This window comes from Pseudomonas sp. JH-2 (assembly GCF_036231725.1).
Classification (GTDB): domain Bacteria; phylum Pseudomonadota; class Gammaproteobacteria; order Pseudomonadales; family Pseudomonadaceae; genus Pseudomonas; species Pseudomonas delhiensis.
Genome location: NZ_JAZAQP010000036.1, coordinates 45548 through 66852, shown reverse-complemented (window position 1 = coordinate 66852; position 21305 = coordinate 45548). Strand labels below are relative to the sequence as shown.

Annotated in this window: 18 protein-coding genes and 3 tRNA genes; 4 read left to right on the top strand and 17 right to left on the bottom strand. The window is 64.6% G+C overall.

All coding sequences use genetic code 11. The features are described 5' to 3' along the window. The 4 genes from VV867_RS22085 to VV867_RS22070 all read right to left on the bottom strand — a co-directional run bounded on the left by VV867_RS22085 (window position 1) and on the right by VV867_RS22070 (window position 2937). Window positions 1–76, bottom strand: a tRNA-Glu gene (locus tag VV867_RS22085). A gap of 53 nt (window positions 77–129) precedes the next feature. Next, a tRNA-Ala gene (locus tag VV867_RS22080) sits at window positions 130–205 on the bottom strand. Between the two features lie 277 nt (window positions 206–482). Continuing rightward, on the bottom strand, window positions 483–1967 hold the full coding sequence (gene gltX, locus VV867_RS22075; protein ID WP_328567564.1) for a glutamate--tRNA ligase: 1485 nt from the start codon (window positions 1965–1967) through the stop codon (window positions 483–485). A gap of 49 nt (window positions 1968–2016) precedes the next feature. Beyond that, window positions 2017–2937 (bottom strand): LysR family transcriptional regulator, encoded by a 921-nt coding sequence (locus tag VV867_RS22070; protein ID WP_109933268.1) that lies wholly within the window; start codon window positions 2935–2937, stop codon window positions 2017–2019. 107 nt (window positions 2938–3044) lie between these two features. Between VV867_RS22070 and VV867_RS22065 the strand changes: the two genes are divergently transcribed. Continuing rightward, window positions 3045–4079, top strand: a complete 1035-nt coding sequence (locus tag VV867_RS22065) for an HlyD family secretion protein (protein ID WP_109933269.1) — start codon at window positions 3045–3047, stop codon at window positions 4077–4079. A gap of 43 nt (window positions 4080–4122) precedes the next feature. Next, complete coding sequence (locus tag VV867_RS22060; RefSeq protein WP_328567568.1) at window positions 4123–5628, top strand: MDR family MFS transporter; 1506 nt, start codon at window positions 4123–4125, stop codon at window positions 5626–5628. Between the two features lie 18 nt (window positions 5629–5646). Here VV867_RS22060 and uvrB read toward each other — a convergent pair whose 3' ends face one another. Further along, window positions 5647–7662 (bottom strand): excinuclease ABC subunit UvrB, encoded by a 2016-nt coding sequence (gene uvrB / locus VV867_RS22055; RefSeq protein WP_328567563.1) that lies wholly within the window; start codon window positions 7660–7662, stop codon window positions 5647–5649. Between the two features lie 183 nt (window positions 7663–7845). Between uvrB and VV867_RS22050 the strand changes: the two genes are divergently transcribed. Then, window positions 7846–9042 (top strand): amino acid aminotransferase, encoded by a 1197-nt coding sequence (locus VV867_RS22050; protein WP_328567562.1) that lies wholly within the window; start codon window positions 7846–7848, stop codon window positions 9040–9042. Window positions 9043–9111: 69 nt separating this feature from the next. Further along, window positions 9112–9187 (top strand) — tRNA-Asn (locus tag VV867_RS22045). A gap of 151 nt (window positions 9188–9338) precedes the next feature. On the opposite strand, the gene VV867_RS22040 is transcribed toward VV867_RS22045, so the two are convergent. The 12 genes from VV867_RS22040 to VV867_RS21985 form a co-directional block, all read right to left on the bottom strand. Next, complete coding sequence (locus VV867_RS22040; RefSeq protein ID WP_328567561.1) at window positions 9339–9698, bottom strand: helix-turn-helix domain-containing protein; 360 nt, start codon at window positions 9696–9698, stop codon at window positions 9339–9341. After that, window positions 9688–9996, bottom strand: a complete 309-nt coding sequence (locus VV867_RS22035; RefSeq protein ID WP_328567560.1) for a type II toxin-antitoxin system HigB family toxin — start codon at window positions 9994–9996, stop codon at window positions 9688–9690. The genes VV867_RS22040 and VV867_RS22035 overlap by 11 nt, the downstream gene beginning before the upstream one ends. 316 nt (window positions 9997–10312) lie before the next feature. Beyond that, window positions 10313–10636, bottom strand: a complete 324-nt coding sequence (locus tag VV867_RS22030) for a ComEA family DNA-binding protein (RefSeq protein WP_275627259.1) — start codon at window positions 10634–10636, stop codon at window positions 10313–10315. Window positions 10637–10825: 189 nt separating this feature from the next. Next, entirely contained in the window at window positions 10826–12820 is a 1995-nt protein-coding gene (locus VV867_RS22025; RefSeq protein WP_328567559.1) for a polysaccharide biosynthesis protein, read from the bottom strand. Window positions 12821–12881: 61 nt separating this feature from the next. Next, entirely contained in the window at window positions 12882–13904 is a 1023-nt protein-coding gene (locus VV867_RS22020) for an MraY family glycosyltransferase (RefSeq protein ID WP_328567558.1), read from the bottom strand. Next, window positions 13901–14860: a UDP-glucose 4-epimerase family protein gene (locus tag VV867_RS22015; RefSeq protein WP_275627261.1), complete on the bottom strand. Its 960-nt coding sequence runs from the start codon at window positions 14858–14860 to the stop codon at window positions 13901–13903. Before VV867_RS22015 ends, VV867_RS22020 begins: the two co-directional genes overlap by 4 nt. 57 nt (window positions 14861–14917) lie before the next feature. Beyond that, complete coding sequence (locus VV867_RS22010; RefSeq protein WP_328567557.1) at window positions 14918–16054, bottom strand: tetratricopeptide repeat protein; 1137 nt, start codon at window positions 16052–16054, stop codon at window positions 14918–14920. 24 nt (window positions 16055–16078) lie between these two features. Beyond that, window positions 16079–16381, bottom strand: a complete 303-nt coding sequence (locus VV867_RS22005) for a LapA family protein (RefSeq protein WP_089393788.1) — start codon at window positions 16379–16381, stop codon at window positions 16079–16081. A gap of 28 nt (window positions 16382–16409) precedes the next feature. Continuing rightward, complete coding sequence (ihfB, locus tag VV867_RS22000; RefSeq protein WP_009621012.1) at window positions 16410–16694, bottom strand: integration host factor subunit beta; 285 nt, start codon at window positions 16692–16694, stop codon at window positions 16410–16412. 135 nt (window positions 16695–16829) lie between these two features. Then, a complete protein-coding gene (gene rpsA / locus VV867_RS21995) occupies window positions 16830–18512 on the bottom strand; it encodes a 30S ribosomal protein S1 (protein ID WP_109933278.1) in 1683 nt (560 codons plus the stop codon). A 229-nt stretch (window positions 18513–18741) separates the two neighbouring features. After that, entirely contained in the window at window positions 18742–20028 is a 1287-nt protein-coding gene (locus VV867_RS21990) for a sulfotransferase family protein (protein ID WP_328567556.1), read from the bottom strand. Beyond that, window positions 19985–21298 (bottom strand): glycosyltransferase family A protein, encoded by a 1314-nt coding sequence (locus VV867_RS21985; protein ID WP_109933280.1) that lies wholly within the window; start codon window positions 21296–21298, stop codon window positions 19985–19987. Before VV867_RS21985 ends, VV867_RS21990 begins: the two co-directional genes overlap by 44 nt. Between the last annotated feature and the right edge of the window lie 7 nt (window positions 21299–21305).

Sequence of the window (21305 nt, the reverse complement as noted above, 5' to 3'; positions counted from 1 at the left end):
TGGCGTCCCCTAGGGGACTCGAACCCCTGTTACCGCCGTGAAAGGGCGGTGTCCTAGGCCACTAGACGAAGGGGACGCAAACCTTCGATTTTCGGCTCCGCCGCGAAGCGGCGAAACCTACTGGTAATTTGGTGGAGCTAGACGGGATCGAACCGTCGACCTCTTGCATGCCATGCAAGCGCTCTCCCAGCTGAGCTATAGCCCCAAAGTACCGCTACATCTACCGTTCCGCTTCGCCCTGTGATTCAGTTCGTCGCTGGAACGGGGCGCATCTTAAGAGTGAGGCGTAACCCTGTCAACAAGAATTTTCGACTTTTTTAAATTTTTTCTCCCAAAGAACAATCACTTAGGAAAGCCCCCAGGTTTCCCCCGCCCTTCGCCCGGTACTTCGGGCCCCGCGCATGGCGGATTCGCCCCCGGATTATGGACATGAAAAAGGCCGGGCGCCCGGAGGCGGCCGGCCTTTTGTCAGGAGGCTTCCGTCAGCCGGCGATGGCGTCGCGGATCTTCTCCCACTCCTTGGCTTCCTTCTTCGACGCCCCGCCCAGCAGCTCCAGGGCCTGGCGCAGGCGATAGCGCGACAGGTCGGCGCCGAGGATCTCCATGGCGTCGAGCACCGACACCGAGCTGGCATGGCCGGTGATGGCCGGGAACATCAGCGGCATAACGTCACGCAGCTTAAGGCCCAGGTGCTCGGCCACCGCCTGGATGCAGGCGGTGATCCTGTCCTTCTCCCACTGGCGCAACGCTTCCAGCTTCCACAGCACCAGTTGCAGGACCTGGCGCACCTGGGTGGCGTCGAGCTTCTTGTGCTCGAACAACCTGGCGTCCAGCGGCACGCCGCCGCTGAAGAAGAAGCCGGCCAGCGGGGCGATCTGGCTGAAGTTCTCCACCCGGCCCTGGACGTGGGGGGCGATCTTCATCAGGTACTCGGGGTTGAGCGCCCACTTCTGCACTTCCCGGGCGAACTCCTCCACCGACTGCTCGCGGATCCACTGGCCGTTCAGCCAGGACAGCTTCTCCATGTCGAAGATCGGCCCGCCGAGGGACACGCGGGACAGGTCGAAGTTGTCGATCATCTCCTGCAGGCTGAACTTCTCGCGCTCGTCGGGCATCGACCAGCCCATGCGGCCCAGGTAGTTCAGCAGCGCCTGGGGCAGGAAGCCCATGCGCTCGTAGAAGGTGATGGAGGTGGGGTTCTTGCGCTTGGACAGCTTGCTCTTGTCCGGGTTGCGCAGCAGCGGCATGTAGCAGAGCACCGGCTGCTCCCAGCCGAAGTACTCGTACAGCTTGATCAGCTTGGGCGCCGAGGGCAGCCACTCTTCGCCGCGCAGCACGTGGGTGATGCCCATCAGGTGGTCGTCGACCACGTTGGCCAGGAAGTAGGTGGGCAGGCCGTCGGCCTTCATCAGCACCTGCATGTCCATGCGGTCCCACGGGATCTCGACGTCGCCGCGGAGCATGTCCGGGACCACGCAGACGCCTTCGGTCGGCACCTTCATGCGCACCACGTGGGACTCGCCGGCGGCGATGCGGCGCTGCGACTCTTCCTTCGGCAGGTGCATGCAGTGGCCGTCGTAGCGCGGGGTTTCCTTGCGCGCCTGCTGCTCGGCGCGGATGGCGTCGAGGCGCTCGGAGGAGCAGAAGCAGGGGAAGGCGTGGCCCTTCTCCACCAGCTCATCGCTGTACTGCTTGTAGATGGCGCCCCGCTCGCTCTGCCGGTACGGGCCATGGGGGCCGCCGACGTCCGGGCCTTCGTCCCACTCGATGCCCAGCCAGCGCAGGGCGTCGAAGATCTGCTGTTCCGACTCGCGGGTGGAGCGTACCTGGTCGGTGTCCTCGATGCGCAGGATGAACTTGCCGCCGTGCTGACGGGCGAAGCACAGGTTGAACAGCGCGATGTAGGCGGTGCCGACGTGCGGGTCGCCGGTGGGGGACGGCGCGATGCGGGTGCGGACAGTGGTCATGAAAGCTCTCGTGAAAACCGGAATGAAAGATGCAGACAATAGTCTGCATTCATGGGGGCGATGTTATCAGGCGCGCCGCCCCCGGCTCCAGCCGATGGGCCTCGTCGATGGGCAGGCGATGGATCAGGTAGTCGAGGAAGGTCTTCACCTTCATCGCCTGGAAGCGCCGCGACGGGTAGACCGCGTAGAGCTCGCCGATCGGCAGTTGCACCTCCGGCAGCAGGCGTTCCAGGCGGCCGCTTTCCAGCGCCGCGTCGACGATCAGCTCCGGCAGCGAGGCGATGCCCGCCCCGGCCAGCACCGCCTCGCGGGCGAAGGAGATGTTGTTGCAGGACAGCACCCGCTGGCAGGGCACGCTCTCGTTCAGCAGCGGCCAGTAGCGCTGCGAGTCCTGGGCCAGCAGCACCGCGCGATGCCCGGCCAGGTCCTCGACGTGCAGCGGCCGCCCGTGCTGCTCCAGGTAGCCGGGGCTGGCGCACAGGCAGCGGCTGGTCACCAGCAGGCGGCGGGCGATCAGCGTCGAGTCCTCCGGCTGGCCGACGGTGATGGCGATGTCCATGCCCTCCTCCAGCGGGTCGACGGTGCGCGAGCTGAGCTCCACCTCGGCGGTGATCTGCGGATAGAGGCGCATGAAGTCGCCGAGCACCTCGCCCAGGTACATCTGGCCGAACTCGATGGGCGCGGTGATGCGCAGCAGGCCGGACGGTTCCTGCTGCAGCTGCATCACCGCCTGCTCGGCCTCGGCGAAGTCGAGCATGATCTGCCGGCAACGGTCGTAGTAGGCCTGCCCCACCTCGGTCAGGCGCAGCTTGCGCGTGGTGCGGTTGAGCAGGCGCACGCCCAGGCGCTCTTCCAGCAGCGCGATGCGCCGGCTCACCGTGGACTTCTGCATGCCCAGGCTGTGGGCGGCCTGGGTGAAACTGTGGAACTCCACGACCCGGGTGAAGATCAGCGCATCATCCAGCCCCATTATTGTTCCCTATAAACAACAAAGTTTCCGAATTGTAGCGACTGCGCCCCAGCCGGGAACACTGTTACATTGGCGGAAAAATTCCGCCAAACAAACGCTCGTTTATCATGCCTGCACAATTGAAACGCCGCCTGAGCATCTTCTTCGCCCTCTTCTGCCTGGTCGCCCTGGCCTTCCTGGCGCGCTGGTACTTCATCGGCCGCTTCCAGGAAACCACCGACAACGCCTACGTCCAGGGCGAGATCACCCGCATCGCCAGCCAGCTGGGCGCGCGCATCGACCAGGTGCTGGTCACCGACAACCAGCACGTGGAAAAGGGCCAACTGCTGGTCAAGCTGGAGGACGCCGACTTCCGCCTGGCCCTGGACCGCGCCAGGGCCGCCCTGGCCACCCACGAGGCGGAGCTGGCCCAGGCGCGCAGCAAGCTGAAGGGCCAGGGCAGCACGATCGCCGCCAGCGAGGCCGACCTGAACGCCACCCAGGCCACCTTCGGCCGCACCCAGATCGACCTCAACCGCGCCCAGACCCTGCGCAAGCCCGGCTACGTTTCCGAGGAACGCGTCACCACCCTGACCGCCGACTCCCACGTCGCCCGCTCGCAAGTGGCCAAGGCCCAGGCCGACCTGCAGGCCCAGCGCATCCAGGTCGACGCCCTGAACGCCGACATCAAGCGCCTGCAGGCGCAGATCGACGCCTCCCGGGCGGAGATCGCCCAGGCCGAGATCAACCTGGCGCGCACCGAGATCCGCGCCCCGGTGGCCGGCCTGGTCGGCCAGCGCGGCGCGCGGGTGGGGCAGTACGTGCAGGTCGGCAGCCAGTTGCTGGCGCTGGTGCCCGACGAAGGCATCTGGGTGCAGGCCAACTTCAAGGAGACCCAGGTCGGCCACATGCGCCCGGGGCAGAAGGCCCGGCTGATCCTCGACAGCTTCCCCGACACGCCCATCGAAGGCTGCGTGGACAGCCTCTTCGCCGCCTCCGGCGCCCAGTTCAGCCTGCTGCCGCCGGACAACGCCACCGGCAACTTCACCAAGGTGGTGCAACGCATCCCGGTGAAGATCACCTTCGCCGCCGACAACCCGCTCAAGGGTCTGATCCGCCCGGGCATGTCGGTCGAGGCCGAGGTGCAGATCGGTGAGCGCTGACCCGCTCCTGCGCCCCGCCGGCGAACCTACGCGGCGCGACTGGATCGCGGTACTGGCGGCCATGCTCGGCGCGTTCATGGCGGTGCTCGACATCCAGATCACCAACTCCTCGCTGAAGGACATCCAGGGCGCGCTGGCCGCGACCCTGGAGGAAGGCTCGTGGATCTCCACCTCCTACCTGGTCGCGGAGATCATCATGATCCCGCTCACCGCGTGGCTGGTGCAGCTGCTCTCGGCGCGGCGCCTGGCGGTGATGGTGTCGATCGGCTTCCTGTTCTCCTCGCTGCTCTGCTCCTTCGCCTGGAACCTGGAGAGCATGATCGTGTTCCGCGCCATGCAGGGCTTCACCGGCGGCGCGCTGATTCCCCTGGCCTTCACCCTGAGCCTGATCAAGCTGCCGGAGCACCACCGGCCCAAGGGCATGGCGCTGTTCGCCATCACCGCCACCTTCGCCCCGTCGATCGGCCCGACCCTGGGCGGCTGGCTGACCGAGAACTTCGGCTGGGAATACATCTTCTACATCAACATCCCGCCGGGCCTGCTGATGATCGCCGGGCTGCTCTACGGCCTGGAGAAGAAGCCGCCGCACTGGGAGCTGCTGAAGAGCACCGACTACGCCGGCATCGTCAGCATGGCCATCGGCCTGGGCTGCCTGCAGGTGTTCCTCGAGGAGGGCCACCGCAAGGACTGGCTGGAGTCAAACCTGATCGTCAGCCTGGGCAGCATCGCCCTGGTCAGCCTGATCCTGTTCATCATCCTGCAGACCTCGCGGCCCAACCCGTTGATCAACCTGGGCATCCTGCGCAACCGCAACTTCGGCCTGTCGAGCATCTCCAGCGTCGGCCTGGGCATGGGCCTGTACGGCTCGATCTACGTGCTGCCGCTGTACCTGGCGCAGATCCAGGGCTACAACGCCATGCAGATCGGCGAGGTGATCATGTGGATGGGCGTGCCGCAACTGTTCCTGATCCCGCTGATCCCCAAGCTGATGAAGATCATCGAGCCGCGCCTGCTGTGCGCCATCGGCTTCGGCCTGTTCGGCCTGGCGAGTTTCTGCTCGGGGGTGCTCAACCCGGACTTCGCCGGCCCGCAGTTCAACCAGATCCAGCTGCTGCGCGCCCTCGGCCAGCCGATGGTGATGGTGACCATCTCGCTGATCGCCACCATCTACCTGCAGCCGCAGGACGCCGGCTCCGCCTCGAGCCTGTTCAACATCCTGCGCAACCTCGGCGGCGCCGTCGGCATCGCCCTGCTGGCGACGCTGCTGGATAGCCGCGCCAAGGTCTACTACGACTACCTGCGCGAAGCGGTGGTGCCGGTCAACGGCGCGGTGGACGAGCGCCTCGCGCAGTTGACCGCGCAACTCGGCAGCCAGCAGGCGGCGCTGGGGGAAATCAGCGTGATCGTCCACCAACAGGCGGCGATCATGGCCTACAACGACGCCTTCCACGCCATCGGCATCGTCCTCGCCATCAGCATGATCGCCGTGCTGCTGACCCGCCCGCTGCCGAAGGGCTTCGGCGCCCAGGCCAGCGCTGCCGCGCACTGACCCAAGCGCTGGTGGAGGTCAGCCGACCTCCACCAGGCGTTCGCGCAGCTTGTGGATCTCGTCGCGCACCGCGGCGGCGGCTTCGAACTCCAGGTCGCGGGCCAGCTGGTACATCTTCTCCTCGAGCTGGCGGATGCGCTTGCTGATCTCGTTCGGCGAGCGCAGTTCGCCCTCGTAGCGCCCGCTCTCCTCCGCCACCTTGGCCACGCCGCGGCGCTTGCCCTTGGCGCCCGGCACGCTGGCGCCCTCGAGGATGTCCTTGATGTCCTTCTTCACCCCCTTGGGCACGATGCCGTTGGCTTCGTTGAAGGCGATCTGCTTGTTGCGCCGCCGCTCGGTCTCGTCCATGGCTCGCTGCATCGAGCCGGTGACGTTGTCGGCATAGAGGATCGCCTTGCCGTTGAGGTTGCGCGCGGCGCGGCCGATGGTCTGGATCAGCGAGCGCTCGGAACGCAGGAAACCTTCCTTGTCGGCGTCGAGGATGGCCACCAGGGACACCTCGGGCATGTCCAGGCCCTCGCGCAGCAGGTTGATGCCCACCAGCACGTCGAAGGCGCCGGTGCGCAGGTCGCGGATGATCTCCATGCGCTCGACGGTGTCGATGTCCGAGTGCAGGTAGCGCACGCGCACGTCGTGGTCGCCGAGGTAGTCGGTGAGGTCCTCGGCCATGCGCTTGGTCAGGGTAGTGACCAGCACGCGTTCCTCGCTGGCCACGCGCCGGCGGATTTCCGAGAGCAGGTCGTCCACCTGGGTCGAGGCCGGGCGCACTTCGATCTGCGGGTCGACCAGGCCGGTGGGCCGCACCACCTGCTCGATCACGCGCCCGGCGTGCTGCTCTTCATAGGGGCCGGGGGTGGCGGAGACGAAGATGGTCTGCGGGCTGATCGCCTCCCACTCCTCGAAGCGCAGCGGCCGGTTGTCCAGCGCCGAGGGCAGGCGGAAGCCGTATTCCACCAGGGTTTCCTTGCGCGAACGGTCGCCCTTGTACATGGCGCCGACCTGGGGAACGCTGACGTGGGATTCGTCGATCACCAGCAGCGAGTTGGCCGGCAGGTAGTCGTAGAGGGTCGGCGGCGGCTCGCCGGGGCCGCGCCCGGAGAGGAAGCGCGAGTAGTTCTCGATGCCGTTGCAGTAGCCCAGCTCGAGGATCATCTCCAGGTCGAAGCGGGTGCGCTGCTCCAGGCGCTGGGCTTCCACCAGCTTGTTGTTGTTGCGCAGGTAGTCCAGGCGCACCTTGAGCTCTTCCTTGATCTGCTCCACCGCTTCCATCAGGGTCTCCCGCGGCGTCACGTAGTGGCTCTTGGGGTAGAAGGTGAAGCGCGGCAGCTTGCGGATCACCTCGCCGGTCAGCGGGTCGAAGGCGGAGATGTTCTCTACTTCGTCGTCGAACAGCTCGACGCGGATGGCCTCAAGCTCCGATTCCGCCGGGAAGATGTCGATGACGTCGCCGCGCACGCGGAAGCTGGCGCGGGCGAAGTCCATGTCGTTGCGGGTGTACTGCAGGCTGGTCAGGCGGCGCAGCAACTCGCGCTGGTCCATGCGGTCGCCGCGGTCCAGGTGCAGGACCATCTTCAGGTAGGACGCCGGATCGCCCAGGCCGTAGATGGACGAAACGGTGCAGACGATGATCGCGTCCTCACGCTCCAGCAGGGCCTTGGTCGCCGACAGGCGCATCTGCTCGATGTGGTCGTTGATCGACGAGTCCTTCTCGATATAGGTGTCGGAGGACGGGACATAGGCCTCCGGCTGGTAGTAGTCGTAGTAGGAGACGAAGTATTCCACCGCGTTGTGCGGGAAGAAGGTCTTGAACTCGCCGTAGAGCTGCGCGGCCAGGGTCTTGTTCGGCGCCAGGACCATGGTCGGGCGCTGCACCTGGGCGATGACGTTGGCGATGCTGAAGGTCTTGCCGGAGCCGGTCACCCCCAGCAGGGTCTGGTGCGACAGTCCGGCCTCCAGCCCCTCCACCATTTGTCGGATCGCTTCGGGCTGGTCGCCCGCCGGCTTGAAGCGCGAATCCAGTTGGAAAATCGACATGGGAACCTCGCTGTGGGGTGTGACGCGGGCAGAATTGCGGCGTCAAACCAGGCGAAAGCATGCGCGATCAACTCGCAGCGTGCCATAGAGGCCTATATAATACCGGCCCGTCGACGCATCCCCCAGCGCCGTGCGCGGGGGTTGCATTTGCATCTTCACTCCCGCCTTAGAGCTGCTGCCAAAATGAGTCTGTTCTCCGCTGTCGAAATGGCCCCCCGCGACCCCATCCTGGGCCTGAACGAAGCCTTCAACGCCGACACCCGCCCCGGCAAGATCAACCTGGGCGTCGGCGTGTACTACAACGAGGAGGGTCGCCTCCCGTTGCTGCGTGCCGTACAGGCCGCGGAGAAAGCCCGCATCGAAGCCCACGCCCCGCGCGGCTACCTGCCGATCGAAGGCATCGCCGCCTACGACCAGGGCGTGCAGAAGCTGCTGTTCGGCGCCGACTCCGAGCTGCTGGCCGAAGGCCGCGTGGTCACCACCCAGGCGGTGGGCGGTACCGGCGCGCTGAAGACCGGCGCCGACTTCCTCAAGCGCCTGCTGCCCAACGCCACCGTGGCCATCAGCGACCCGAGCTGGGAAAACCATCGCGCGCTGTTCGAGGCCGCCGGCTTCCCGGTGCAGAACTACCGCTACTACGACGCCGCCAGCCACGGCGTGAACCGCGCCGGCCTGCTGGAGGACCTCAACGCCCTGCCCTCGCAGTCCATCGTGGTGCTGCACGCCTGCTGCCACAACCCGACCGGCGTCGACCTGAGCCTGGACGACTGGAAACAGGTCCTGGAGGTGCTCAAGGCCAAGGGCCACGTGCCCTTCCTCGACATCGCCTACCAGGGCTTCGGTGACGGCATCGACGAAGACGCCGCCGCCGTGCGCCTGTTCGCCCGGTCCGGCCTGAACTTCTTCGTTTCCAGCTCCTTCTCCAAGTCGTTCTCGCTGTACGGCGAGCGCGTCGGCGCGCTGTCGGTGGTCACCAACAGCCGCGAGGAGTCCGCCCGCGTCCTGTCCCAGGTCAAGCGGGTGATCCGCACCAACTACTCCAACCCGCCGACCCACGGCGCCAGCGTCGTCTCCGCCGTGCTCAACAGCCCGGAACTGCGCACCCTGTGGGAAGAGGAACTGGGCGAAATGCGCAGCCGCATCCGTAACATGCGCGTGGCCATGGTCGAGCAACTGGCCGCCCAGGGCGCCAAGCGCGACTTCGGCTTCGTCGCCCAGCAGCGCGGCATGTTCTCCTACTCCGGCCTGACCGCCGAGCAGGTGGCGCGCCTGAAGAACGAGTTCGGCATCTACGCCGTCGGCACCGGCCGCATCTGCGTCGCCGCGCTGAACAACGGCAACCTGGAAACCGTCACCCGCGCCATCGTCCAGGTGCTCTGAAAAAAATCGGGGAAGTCATCGGTAGAATGTTGACTTCCCCTTTTTAATCAGTAAGATACGCCCCGTTGTTCCGCGATAGCTCAGTCGGTAGAGCAAATGACTGTTAATCATTGGGTCCCTGGTTCGAGTCCAGGTCGCGGAGCCAAATTCAAAAGCCCTCGGCACATGCCGGGGGCTTTTTCTTTGTAAGGGCCCCGGACCGTCGAGTCCAGGTCGCGGGGCCCAACACCCTTCAATAGCTTCCCAGGCCCAGCACGCCTACCCTCAACGAACCATGACAGAACGCCGGAGCCAGACTAGGCAGCCCCGGCCAGCAGGCTCTCATAGGGGATATTCAAGCCATCATGCAGGCGCTTGATCATCGCCAGGCTGAGGCCACGCTTGCGATTCAGCACCTCTGAGACACGGCCGCTGCTGCCGATAAAGGGCTCCAGATCGCGCGGGGTCAGCCCTCGTTGCTCCATGCTGAACCTGATGGCCTCGACGGGATCGGCTGGGCCTATCGGGTAGTGCTTGTTCTCATACGCCTCGATCAGCGTCACCAGCACTTCCATTTCGTCAGCCTCAGCCGTGCCCTCTTCCGCTTGGAAGACGGATTCCAGGCGCTGGAAGGCCGCGCGCAGGTCCTCGTCGTTTCGGATGGGCTTAATATTCATTCACCGTCTCCACGTCTATCTGGTCGTACCGGGCATGGGTGCCGATGAACTTCACCCAGGCGATGCCGCAGCGGTACTGCATTTCCACAATCAGGCGGTACTTGTTGCCGCCGATGTTGAACACCACGCGGTTGTTGCCGCAGATGCTCGCGCTGCCGAATTGATTCTTCACGTCCTGTGGAGTCTTCCATTCAGCGTTGGTCGCCGCGTCGTACCAACTCTCCAAAGGAGCCTTGGCGTCTTCCTGGCCAGGAATCCCCCAGAACTTCACCAACGTGCTCTTTGCAATGACTCGCATCCGTCCCGAATCTCCCATTACGGGAGATTCTAGATCGAGAGTCGGTCGCCTGCCAAGGGCGGCCTCCTCCCATCCCTCTCCCGCCAGACATCAATCCTGAGCCTGCCGGTGCAGGCCCTCCACTTTGCCTTGAGAACGGCGCAGGTTCGTCGCTCAGGCGACCCAACGCCTGCTCCATCTCCTCGGTCACCATCTCGGCCTGTCCTTCCAAGGTAATCGCCCCATGCTCGCTGCTGGCCATGGTCAAGCATCACCCCACCAACGCAACAATGAAAAAGGCCGGTCGCCCGGACCGGCCTTTCCATCGCGGAGCGCCTCAGTCGAGGCTGATCGCCTCCCGGTTGCTCTCCAGGATCGCCTTGCCGATGCCCTTCACTTCCAGCAACTGATCCAGGCTGGTGAAGGGGCCATTGGCCTGCCGGTAGGCCACGATGGCTTCGGCCTTGGCCTTGCCGATTCCCTTGAGCCGCTTTTGCAGCATCTCTGCGTCGGCGGTGTTGAGGCTGACTAGCCCTTCCTTCTCGTCGTGCATGGTGACCGTCGCCGGCGTCAGCTTCTCCGGCGCAGAGGCGGCGGCAGCCATGCCCGAGAGGGAAAGGGAAGAAAGCACGACCAGCAGTAGCGCGAATGCCTTATGCATGAATAACTCCTTTTAATCACTGGGTATGGCGAGCCAGAACGGGCTCGCCATTCACCTTTAGCGACAGGAGTGGGGCAAGGGGAAGAAGGGAAAATCACACTTTGAATGAATCAGGGGCTTCCTCGCCGATTGGACGAAGAGCCCCTCCTGCAACAAGGCAGCGTCCGACCGAGTGCCGGCCTTGATCTGTCAGGGTTCCATACGGCGCTGCTGGTGGACCAGGTCGACGATGTCGCCATCCGGGCAGTAGCCGTTGACCGAATCGCGCAGCAGCATGCGCACCTGGGCGTAGTCACCCCGCTCCACCGCCTTCAGCAGCGAGCCCAGCACCGCCTTGAACGCATCCCAGGGCAGCATTTCCTCGTTTGCCTTCATGATCATCGGGTGCTCGGTGGTACCCACGTCGTCACCGATCAGCAGCTCCTCGTAGAGCTTCTCACCCGGGCGCAGGCCACTGAACTCGATGGCGATGTCGCCATGGGGCGTGCTCTCCGAGCGCACGCTGAGCCCCGACAGGTGGATCATGCGCTGGGCCAGCTCGAGGATCTTCACCGGCTGCCCCATGTCCAGCACGAAGACATCGCCGCCGCGCCCCATGGAGCCCGCCTGGATCACCAGTTGCGCGGCCTCGGGTATGGTCATGAAGTAGCGGGTGATCGCCGGATGGGTGACGGTCACCGGGCCGCCGCGCTTGATCTGCTCGCGGAACAGCGGAATGACCGAGCCGGATGAACCCAGGACGTTGCCGAAGCGCACCATGGTGAAACGGGTCTTGTTCACATGGTGCACGCCGGCCTTGTCGCCGAAGAGCACCGGCGCCGGCTCCTGGCTGAGCGCCTGCAGGATCATCTCGGCCAGGCGCTTGGTGCCGCCCATGACATTGGTCGGGCGCACCGCCTTGTCGGTGGAGATCAGCACGAAGTTCTGCACTCCGGCCTGGATCGAAGCCTGGGCCGCCTGCAGCGTGCCCAGCACGTTGTTGAGCACGCCCTCGGAAATGTTGTGCTCGACGATCGGCACGTGCTTGTAGGCGGCCGCATGGTAGACGGTGTTGATCTTCCAGCTGCCCAGCACTTCCAGCAAGCGCTCGGCGCTGCGCACCGAGCCCAGGATGGGCACCAGCTGCACCGGCAGGGACTCGCGGCGGATGCGCTGCTCCAGTTCCTGGTGGATGCGGTAGAGGTTGAACTCGCAGTGCTCGAACAGCACCATCACCGTCGGGCCGCAGGTCAGGATTTGCCGGCACAGCTCCGAACCGATGGAGCCGCCCGCCCCTGTGACCATCACCGCCTGGCCGCGGATGCAGTGTTCCAGCAGCTCCCTGCGCGGCGCCACCGGGTCGCGCCCCAGCAGGTCGGCGATGTCCACTTCCTGGATGTCGTCCACCCTCACCCGGCCGTTGGCCAGGTCGATGATGCCGGGCACGCTGCGCACGTGCAGCGGATAGGGTTCCAGCAGCCCGAGGATCTCGCGGCGGCGCGCCCGCGAGGCCGAGGGAATCGCCAGGAGGACCTCCTGGGCGCCGGTCTCCTCGATCATCTGCTGGATATGCTTGGGCTTGAATACCCGCAGGCCGGCGATCACCCGGTTGGCGATCTCGTCGTCGTCGTCGATGAAGGCCACCGGGCGCATCGCCCGCCCCAGGCGCAGGGCGGCCACCAGCTGGTTGCCCGCGGTACCCGCGCCGTAGACCGCGACCTTGGTCAGGCCATCGTCCTGCTTGAAGAAGGGCACGACCTGGACTGCGCTGTACCAGTCGCCCATGAAGTACTGGCGCATGGCCAGGCGCAAGCCGCCGACCATCAGCAGGCTCAGCCACCAATAATTGAGCACCAGGGAACGCGGCACCGCCTCGACGACCGAGCGGTTCCAGTAGACCACCAGCGAAAGCACCAGGGCCGAGATGGTCACCGCCTTCCAGATGGCGATCAGCGCATCGTTGCCCAGGTAGCGCATGACCGCCCGGTACATGCCGAAGCGGATGAACAGCGGTATCGCGATCAGGGGCGCGGCGATGAACAGCCAGGCATGCACGCGGAAGGGGTAGGTCAGGTCGTCCGTACCCAGGCGCACCACGAAAGAAAGCCACAGGGCCAGCCACACCAGGAACACGTCCGTGACCACCTGCAGCATTCGCTTGTAACGTCGGGGCAACCTCAGCAGGCGCTCTCGCAGCATATCCATTCGTCCTTCCCAGTCCGGGAGCGCAGTCTCCCGTTACATTGACCACCATTTCCCATGGAGTTCACTTCGGTTGGCCGTTTTCAGGCCCACCGGCACCCAGCACTGCCACGACCAGCACCAATGGAGCATAGGCAAGAATCAGTCCGGCCACGCCGTCAATCCAGCCCAGCGCCACGAAAACGGCGATCGGCGACAGCCATATCAGATTGATCGCAGCCACCGACAGACTGATGGCGCGATGCTGGCCCAGACGCCGCGAAGCCCGCTGGTAGGCATGGCTGCGGTGCGCCTCATGCACCCGCTCGCCACGCAGCAAGCGGCGCGCCAGGGTCCAGGTGGCGTCGACCACGAAGGCGCCCAACAGGATCAGCCACGACCAGAACAACTGCGGAGCCTGCCAGGCCGCCTGCAAGGACAACCCTCCCAGGACGATGCCGAGGAAACCGCTGCCGGCATCGCCCATGAAGATTCGCGCCGGCGGGTAGTTCCAGGCCAGGAACCCCGCGGTGGCCGCGGCGAGCAGCAGCGGCAGCCAGGCGGCCGAGCCCACCCCGGCCAGCCAGCAACAGAGCGCCGCACCGACGCAGACGGTGATCGCCTCCAGGCTGGCGATGCCATCGATGCCGTCCATGAAGTTGTAGAGGTTCAGCAGCCACACCAGGTAGAACAGCGCCAGCAGCGAACCGAACAGGCCCAGGTCCCAATGGCTGCCGGCGAACGGCAGGGCCGGCACGCCACCCAGCATGTAGAGCAGGAACCCCGCCCCCAGGAAGTGGCCGAGCAGGCGCCAGCGGGCCGGGACGTGGCGATGGTCGTCGACGAAGCCCACCAGGGCGATCCAGCCGCCCGACAGCAGCAGGGCAAGCATGCCGCGCGTATCGGTCAGGCCCATCCCCCAGGACAGCAGCAGCACCAGAAGGAAGCTCAGGACTATCGCCACCCCACCGCCCCTGGGCGTCGGGACACTGTGGGAGCTGCGCTCGTTGGGCACGTCCATCACACTGCGCGCGAGGGCGTAATGGCGAACCCCGGCGGTGCCGGCCCAGGCCAGCAGCAGGGCGAGAAACGGCAACAGGAAGATCATCGCCGGGCCTCCCGGTACCAGCGAGCCGTCGCCGCCAGCGCCTGGTCGACGCCCACCGGCGGGCGCCAGCCCAGCAGCTCGCGGGTCTTGCCGATATCCACCTGCAACGAGCCCAGCACGCGCTGCGCCTGGGCTCCCCGCCCGAACAACACGGCCAGCCCCTGCAGCAAGGCGACCGGCACCGGCAGCAGCCGCGAACGTACGCCCAGTGCCGCGGCCAGGCGGCGGCACAGCTCGGCGCTGGAAAGGTCCTGGTCGTCGCTGACCAGGAAGACCTGGTTGGCGGCACGCTCGTGCCCCAGGCAGACCCGCAGCAGGTCGACCAGGTTGTCCCTGGCCACCAGGCTCCGCCGGTTGCGCACCCGCGCGAACGGCAAGGGCAATTGCCGCTGCACCGCACGCATCAGGCTGGCGAAGTTGGCCCCCACACCCGGGCCATAGATCAGCGGCGGGCGGATGACCACCCATTCCATTGCACAGTCTTCGGCCAGGCGCGACAGCGCCTGCTCCGCTTCCAGCTTCGACTGGCCGTAGGGGTCGGCCGGCGCCGGCACGTCCTCGGCACGGAACGGCCGGCCGGGCGGCGTCGATTCGCCATTGACCTTGACCGAGCTGATGAAGATGAAGCGCCGCACCCCTGCCGCGGCGGCCTGGCGTGCCAGGTTGAGGGTGCCCTCGACATTGACCGCGCGGAACTCGGCCAGGGGATCGTCCGCGGTTTCGCACATGACATGCACCCGGGCCGCGGCATGGACCACGACGTCCACGCCGGCCAGTGCACCGCTCCAGTCCTGGGTGGCGCTCAGGCCATCGATGGAGTGGACCTCCACGCCGGGGAACTCGCCAGGCAGACGGGAACGTACCGCCACCGCCAGGCGCAACTCCGGTATCGCGGCAAAGGCTTCGAGAACCCCACGCCCGACAAAACCGGTGGCACCGGTCAGAAGTACTTTCAACACCACTCCTAGAGATTCAAGGCGCCGGGGCACCGTCCATGATTTCGGGCACCGGCATCACTGCTGGGGAGCAGCGATCGGCCTGAGCGTATTCCACGCGTGGCAGCCCGGGCATTGCCAGTGCAGCTCGCGCCCGGCGAAACCGCAATTGCCGCAGCGATAGTGCGGCATCGATCGATACAGGCCGAGGATGATCGGCTGCATGTGGGTGAACAGCTCCTGGTCCGCCCTTCCACCGCCCAGCGTACCGAGCATGTCCAGCAACCCTCGCCAGGAAGGTTGTTGCTGGACCTTGGCCAGCAACCGGCCGCGCCAGCCCTGCCCGTCCGCGTCGAGCTGGGCCAGGATCGCCAGCAGCGCCGGCGACGCATCCGGCGCCTCGGCAAGACGGCGCAGGCAGGCGAGGATCTCCGGCTCGGCGCAACACTCGCGGCGCCGCAGCATGGGCAGCAACTCACCGAGAAAACCGGCATCAGCCGCGCAGAGTTCGGTGATGGAAGCATCGGCAGCCTGGAAGTTGCGCTGCCACAGCTCGCAATCCAGGCGCATCAGCAAGGCGCGTACGCACTGGGGGTCGACCCGCCGGGCCTCCTTGAGAAGCTCGCAGGCGCTGTCGCGGTCCCCCCCACGGATGCGCTCCTGGGCCTGCTCGCAATAATAGTTGGCCAGCACCGTCTTCAACTGGGGCCGCCGCCCCACCAGGCGCGCTGCAAGCTCCACTGCACGCGCCCAGTCCTTCTCGCGCTCGGCGATGCGACGCAGTTCGTCCAGCGCCTCCAGCGAGGTGGCCTGGCCGTCACGCCGCATCAGCTCGTCCAGCAACTGCTCGGCGCTGCCAAGCAACCCGCCGGCGATGTAGTCACGGGCGAGTTCGAGGCTGATCTGCGCGGACAGCTCGGTGTTGGCGGACGCCTTGCCCAGCAATTCCTGGTGGATCTGGATGGCCTTCTCGATATCCCCACGGCGGCGGAACAGGTTGCCGACATGAACGTGGCTTTCGAGCGTCTCTTCGTTCAGCGAAAGGCCCTGGGAAAGGCGCTCCAGTGCGTCGTCGGAATGCCGGTCGAGCAGGTTGTGCATGTTGCGCACCCGCTCGCGCAACGCCTCGTCAGCAGAAGCCGGCCGAGACCCCGGGCGCAACGAGCGGCGCCCCAGCCACCAACCGACGGCCAGGGCCAGGACGAACAGCAGCATCGCTACAACGCTGGACATCCCGGATCACTGGGTCTTCAGCGACTGGTCGCGCAGGGCCTGGTTTTCCTTGCGGAAGCGCGATACCTCGGAACGCAGCCCCGAGAGATGCAGGCGCGTGCGCGCCCGGAACGGAATGCTCAGCAGCAGGCCGATGACGCCACCCAGGACGAAGGACAGGGTGATGAAGACCACCAGCGGCCACTCCGGCGTCTGCCAGCCGAGGAAGGCCAGCTGGACCTTCTGCAGGTTCTCCAGGACGAAGACGACGATCACTGCGCATAGCAGGATGGCAGCCAGGAAGGCCAGAAAGCGTTTGAGCCGAAGCATGAAAAATCCTCGATCGTTCTCTAGCCGGCTACACGGGCTCGTTCACCCGATCACGCAATTCCTTGCCCGGCTTGAAGTGCGGAACGAATTTACCATCCAGGCGCACCGATTCGCCGGTCTTCGGATTCCGGCCGACGCGCGGTGCACGGTAATGCAGAGAGAAACTGCCGAACCCACGGATCTCGATGCGATCGCCGGTCGCCAGAGCCTGGGACATCTGCTCAAGCATGGTCTTGATCGCCAGCTCCACGTCCTTTGCGGAAAGCTGCCCCTGATGGGTGACGATTCTCTCGATCAACTCCGACTTGGTCATGGTTTTCCCTTCTTTTTCAAGCGGCTAGATCAGCTCTAGGTTCTTTTAGCACGCAGCTCAAGCTTTGAACAGCCTAAAGGAGGGAAAACGAAAAAGGGCGACCGAAGTCGCCCTTTTTCTTGGAAGAATCAGGACTTAGCCCTGGTTCTCCATTTGCGCACGAATCAGATCACCAATGGTGGTCGGACCGGTGCTTTCTACTTCCTGCTTGCTACGCAGCTCTTTCATCGCATCCTTCTCATCATCGACGTCCTTGGACTTGATGGAGAGGCTGATGACGCGGCTCTTGCGGTCGATGCTGATGATCTTGGCTTCGACTTCTTCGCCTTCCTTCAGCACGTTGCGGGCGTCTTCGACGCGGTCGCGGCTGATTTCGGAGGCTTTCAGGATGCCTTCGATGTCGTCGCCCAGGCTGATGACAGCGCCCTTGGCGTCAACTTCCTTGACGATACCGCGGACGATGCTGCCCTTCTCATGCTGGCCGGCGTAGCTGGAGAACGGATCGTCTTCCAGTTGCTTGATGCCCAGGGAGATGCGCTCGCGCTCCGGATCGACGGAGAGGATGACGGTTTCCAGCTCGTCGCCCTTCTTGAAGCGACGCACGGCCTCTTCACCGGCTTCGTTCCAGGAGATGTCGGACAGGTGAACCAGACCGTCGATGCCGCCTTCCAGGCCGATGAAGATACCGAAATCGGTGATCGACTTGATGGTGCCGGAGATCTTGTCGCCCTTGTTGAAGCGGCTAGAGAAGTCTTCCCACGGGTTGGACTTGCACTGCTTGATGCCCAGGGAGATACGACGACGCTCTTCGTCGATGTCCAGAACCTGAACTTCCACTTCGTCGCCAACCTGAACGACTTTCGACGGGTGGATGTTCTTGTTGGTCCAGTCCATTTCGGAGACGTGTACCAGGCCTTCCACGCCCTCTTCCAGCTCGGCGAAGCAGCCGTAGTCGGTGAGGTTGGTGACGCGGGCCATGACGCGGGTGCCTTCCGGGTAACGAGCCTTGATGGCAACCCACGGGTCTTCGCCCAGTTGCTTCAGGCCCAGGGATACACGGTTGCGCTCGCGGTCGAACTTCAGAACCTTGACATCGATCTCGTCGCCGACGTTGACGATTTCCGACGGGTGCTTGATGCGCTTCCAAGCCATGTCGGTGATGTGCAGCAGGCCGTCTACGCCGCCCAGGTCCACGAATGCGCCGTAGTCGGTGAGGTTCTTGACGATACCCTTGACTTGCTGGCCTTCCTGCAGGGATTCCAGCAGGGCTTCGCGCTCGGCGCTGTTCTCGGCTTCCAGGACGCTACGACGGGAAACGACAACGTTGTTGCGCTTCTGGTCCAGCTTGATGACCTTGAACTCGAGCTCTTTGCCTTCCAGGTGGGTGGTATCACGCACCGGACGGACATCGACCAGGGAACCCGGCAGGAACGCGCGGATGCCGCTGACGTCGACGGTGAAGCCACCCTTGACCTTGCCGTTGATAACGCCCTTGACCACTTCATCAGCGTTGAAGGCAGCTTCCAGAACCAGCCAGGATTCGGCACGCTTGGCTTTCTCGCGGGACAGCTTGGTTTCACCGAAGCCATCTTCAACCGCGTCCAGCGCAACGTGGACTTCGTCACCCACCTTGATGGTCAGCTCGCCCTGTTCGTTGTAGAACTGCTCGACCGGGATGACGCCCTCGGACTTCAGGCCGGCATGCACGGTGACCCAGTCACCGTCGATGTCGACCACGATGCCGGTGATGATGGCACCCGGCTGCATGTCGAGGGATTTCAGACTTTCTTCAAAGAGTTCTGCGAAGCTTTCGCTCATGTTTATACCTGTAGTCAAAGGCCTGTAGGCCCGGCTCCGCGCCACCAGCGAACGCGGTCAAGTGATGAAAAAGAAGCCAGCAGGATCAAGACTGGTATCCTGCCGGCCCCTGGCCGCGCCCGGCCGAAGCCGGGCACTCCATATTCAGTTTTTACGGGTTGCTCCGCCAGATAGGGACGAAAGCCTCCCAATACAAGGTCTGGAATGGTAGCAATCACTGTCGATAGCGTCAAATAGGCTTGGTGCCTATTCTCCCCACCCATTCGGCGCAACGCCGCAGGGGCTCCGTCGCTCGCCAGGACCTGCTGGACAGGATCGACTCGAGGCGCCCAAGAGTTGCAGAAAGCTCTGCGCGCAAGTCAGACTGCGTGGCCTCCGAGGAGGCAAGCGCTCCACGCAGGCCCTCCATCGACACCAGAAGAGCATCGCGCTCCCGCTCCACTGCCTGGAGCCGGGCCAGATACGCTTGCTCCTGTGCCTCGAACCAGGCCGCCGCCTGCCGATGTGCAGTCTCACCCGCCTGGACGGTGGATTCCAGGCGAGATATCCAACCGACCAGTTCTGCCTCTCGGGCAACCAAACGCTTATGGTCGCTGAGGTACCACTGGGCGGTCCTCCAGGACTCCTGGTCCATTTGTCCGAAATGTCGCAGCAATGGCCATACGTCGGCAAATTGGCGTTCCATGGCCTCGATCCGACGAACGCAGACCTGTTCTTCATCCCTGGCCAGCCCGCACAGCAGGTCATGGAGTTCAACCAGGGCCGGAAAGGCATCTGCATGCTCTCGCAGAAGCGATGCGTCGAAGCACGTATGCCGCAGGGAACGGTCCAGGATGCCCACGGAGAAACACTGGAACGACGCCTCCGAGAATGGCAGGCCCAGACGATCGGCAATCCGCAGCAGGGATTCACGCGGCTGCGCCATGAACAGGTCGTAGTCGACTACGACCATGCGCCTGGTAACCGCAAATCGCAAGGCTCTGTACATGTGCTCGTACCACAGCATCAGGCTCTTCGCCGTGGAAAAGCCGTCGCGCGCCTGTAACGAGGCGGCCACGCTCAACGGATGGCGGACGGGGACCACCAGTGCAACATCCACCCTTCTGGCATCCAGCAGCGGCATCCAGAAATCCATAAGACGCGGCAGGCGCGGATCCTTGATGCCAAACAGGTCATGGCAAGCCAGGCGTTGATCCAGCAACAGACCCATTCGCCGCTGCAGAACCTTGCCAGCCTCGCTACCCAGCAGGCCGGCGCCATCGACACCAACACAGGAAGACGAAGAGCCTTGCGCCGCGAATACCTGTTCGTTCAGTTCGACAATCGCGCTGTCCTCCCAAAACCCCCTGGGATTGTCCGGCCTCGGCGCGATGAGGTGCTCCCCGAAGTCCACCCCCAGGCACTCCAGCGCCGCGGACAACAGGCTGGTACCGGAACGATGCATGCCAAGTGTCATGACTACCGTTTTCAATTCATTTCCTACCTGACTGACAACGATCCCATCGAGCCGGTCCATCTCCACGTTCGACTACGACGTCTTGCGGATGGAGAAACCGGGCAGCGCCGGGCGCCTGGGGCACGACCAGAGCGCCAAGCCAATCCCGGGTCGCGAAGTAGTTGCTCACGAACGCAGCGCATTGACTCTCATCCAGGAGTCCGGACAACCGATAGACGGTGGCGGCGCGCTCGACCAACCAGCCGGGTGGCTCAGCGCAATCCTCGATGAGCAAGTGCAGCGTCGCCTTTCCGATGAGAACCTCCAGTTCCGGTCGAGAGCATTGCTTGATATCGCAGCCTCGTTGCAGGCAAACCACAAAAATCCGTACCGGCGGACGCCGATACTGGCCCGGCCGTGACAAATTGAGCAGCGGTTCATCCACCAGCCGGCGGCGATATCCATCGGCCAGCGATTTTCGCCAAGCCGAGTTGGCGCAAAACTCCCGATGCGCCAGGCGCAACTCTCGGCAGGCCTGGCGCGGGCGACGGTTGGCATGCCCCAGTCGCGACCTGGGGTGCCTCCGATAGAACATCAGCGCCTCGCCTATCACCCTGCCCCGTACTCCCAAGCTCGCCAGGCGGATCCAGAAATCCCAGTCCTCGTACAAGGCACTCCGGACCTCGGAAAAACCGCCCACAGCCGCCCAGGCAGAACGCGAGAACACAGCCGAGACCCCAAGGTGATTGACGTGGGCCAGCAACACCGGATCGAGGTCTCGGGTCTTGACCAACCGCCGCTCCCTTCCGAACAGTTGCAGCCAGCTATGGGCCAGCCCCAGGCCTGCATCCGCCTCCAGCATGACCACACACTTCTCCAGGTAAGACGGAGCCAGAAGGTCATCGGCGTCCAGGCAACAGACATACCGCCCTCGAGCCTTAGCGATGCCCGCATTGCGTGCAGCCCCGGGGCCGACATTGGCTTGCCGGAGAACGGTCAATGAGGTGAGCCGCTCGAGCAACACGAGCAGACGACGAGTGGCGGGATCATCGGAACCATCGTCTACCAGGATGACCTCGAAGTCCTGCAATGTCTGCTCGCGCAAACTGCGCAGCGCCTGCAACAGATAACGGCCATAGTTGAAGCAGGGAATGACCACACTGACCAAAGGCAATTCAGAGGCCCAGGGTTCAGCCGTAGCAGGTTCGCCAGGCAGACTTCCGCATGGGCGCGAGCCCAGCATCCAATGGAGCGCAGCTCGGCCCGGATTCCCCGTCATACGCCGTAATGCGGGCCGGCACAGGAACCAGAACCGCTCTGCTCCCGAACGAATCGCCTCTGCCATCGACATAAATGGC

Bases quoted from the DNA above. Each gene is read 5' to 3' on its own strand.
- VV867_RS22065 (WP_109933269.1), top strand. From the start codon at position 3,045: ATGCCTGCACAATTGAAACGCCGCCTGAGCATCTTCTTCGCCCTCTTC.
- VV867_RS22030 (WP_275627259.1), bottom strand. From the start codon at position 10,636: ATGCATAAGGCATTCGCGCTACTGCTGGTCGTGCTTTCTTCCCTTTCC.
- VV867_RS21985 (WP_109933280.1), bottom strand. From the start codon at position 21,298: ATGTCGATGGCAGAGGCGATTCGTTCGGGAGCAGAGCGGTTCTGGTTC.
- VV867_RS22025 (WP_328567559.1), bottom strand. From the start codon at position 12,820: ATGGATATGCTGCGAGAGCGCCTGCTGAGGTTGCCCCGACGTTACAAG.
- VV867_RS22040 (WP_328567561.1), bottom strand. From the start codon at position 9,698: ATGAATATTAAGCCCATCCGAAACGACGAGGACCTGCGCGCGGCCTTC.
- uvrB (WP_328567563.1), bottom strand. From the start codon at position 7,662: ATGTCGATTTTCCAACTGGATTCGCGCTTCAAGCCGGCGGGCGACCAG.
- VV867_RS21990 (WP_328567556.1), bottom strand. From the start codon at position 20,028: ATGGACCGGCTCGATGGGATCGTTGTCAGTCAGGTAGGAAATGAATTG.
- rpsA (WP_109933278.1), bottom strand. From the start codon at position 18,512: ATGAGCGAAAGCTTCGCAGAACTCTTTGAAGAAAGTCTGAAATCCCTC.
- VV867_RS22020 (WP_328567558.1), bottom strand. From the start codon at position 13,904: ATGATCTTCCTGTTGCCGTTTCTCGCCCTGCTGCTGGCCTGGGCCGGC.
- VV867_RS22010 (WP_328567557.1), bottom strand. From the start codon at position 16,054: ATGCTGCTGTTCGTCCTGGCCCTGGCCGTCGGTTGGTGGCTGGGGCGC.
- VV867_RS22005 (WP_089393788.1), bottom strand. From the start codon at position 16,381: ATGCTTCGGCTCAAACGCTTTCTGGCCTTCCTGGCTGCCATCCTGCTA.
- ihfB (WP_009621012.1), bottom strand. From the start codon at position 16,694: ATGACCAAGTCGGAGTTGATCGAGAGAATCGTCACCCATCAGGGGCAG.
- VV867_RS22070 (WP_109933268.1), bottom strand. From the start codon at position 2,937: ATGGGGCTGGATGATGCGCTGATCTTCACCCGGGTCGTGGAGTTCCAC.
- VV867_RS22050 (WP_328567562.1), top strand. From the start codon at position 7,846: ATGAGTCTGTTCTCCGCTGTCGAAATGGCCCCCCGCGACCCCATCCTG.
- gltX (WP_328567564.1), bottom strand. From the start codon at position 1,967: ATGACCACTGTCCGCACCCGCATCGCGCCGTCCCCCACCGGCGACCCG.
- VV867_RS22035 (WP_328567560.1), bottom strand. From the start codon at position 9,996: ATGCGAGTCATTGCAAAGAGCACGTTGGTGAAGTTCTGGGGGATTCCT.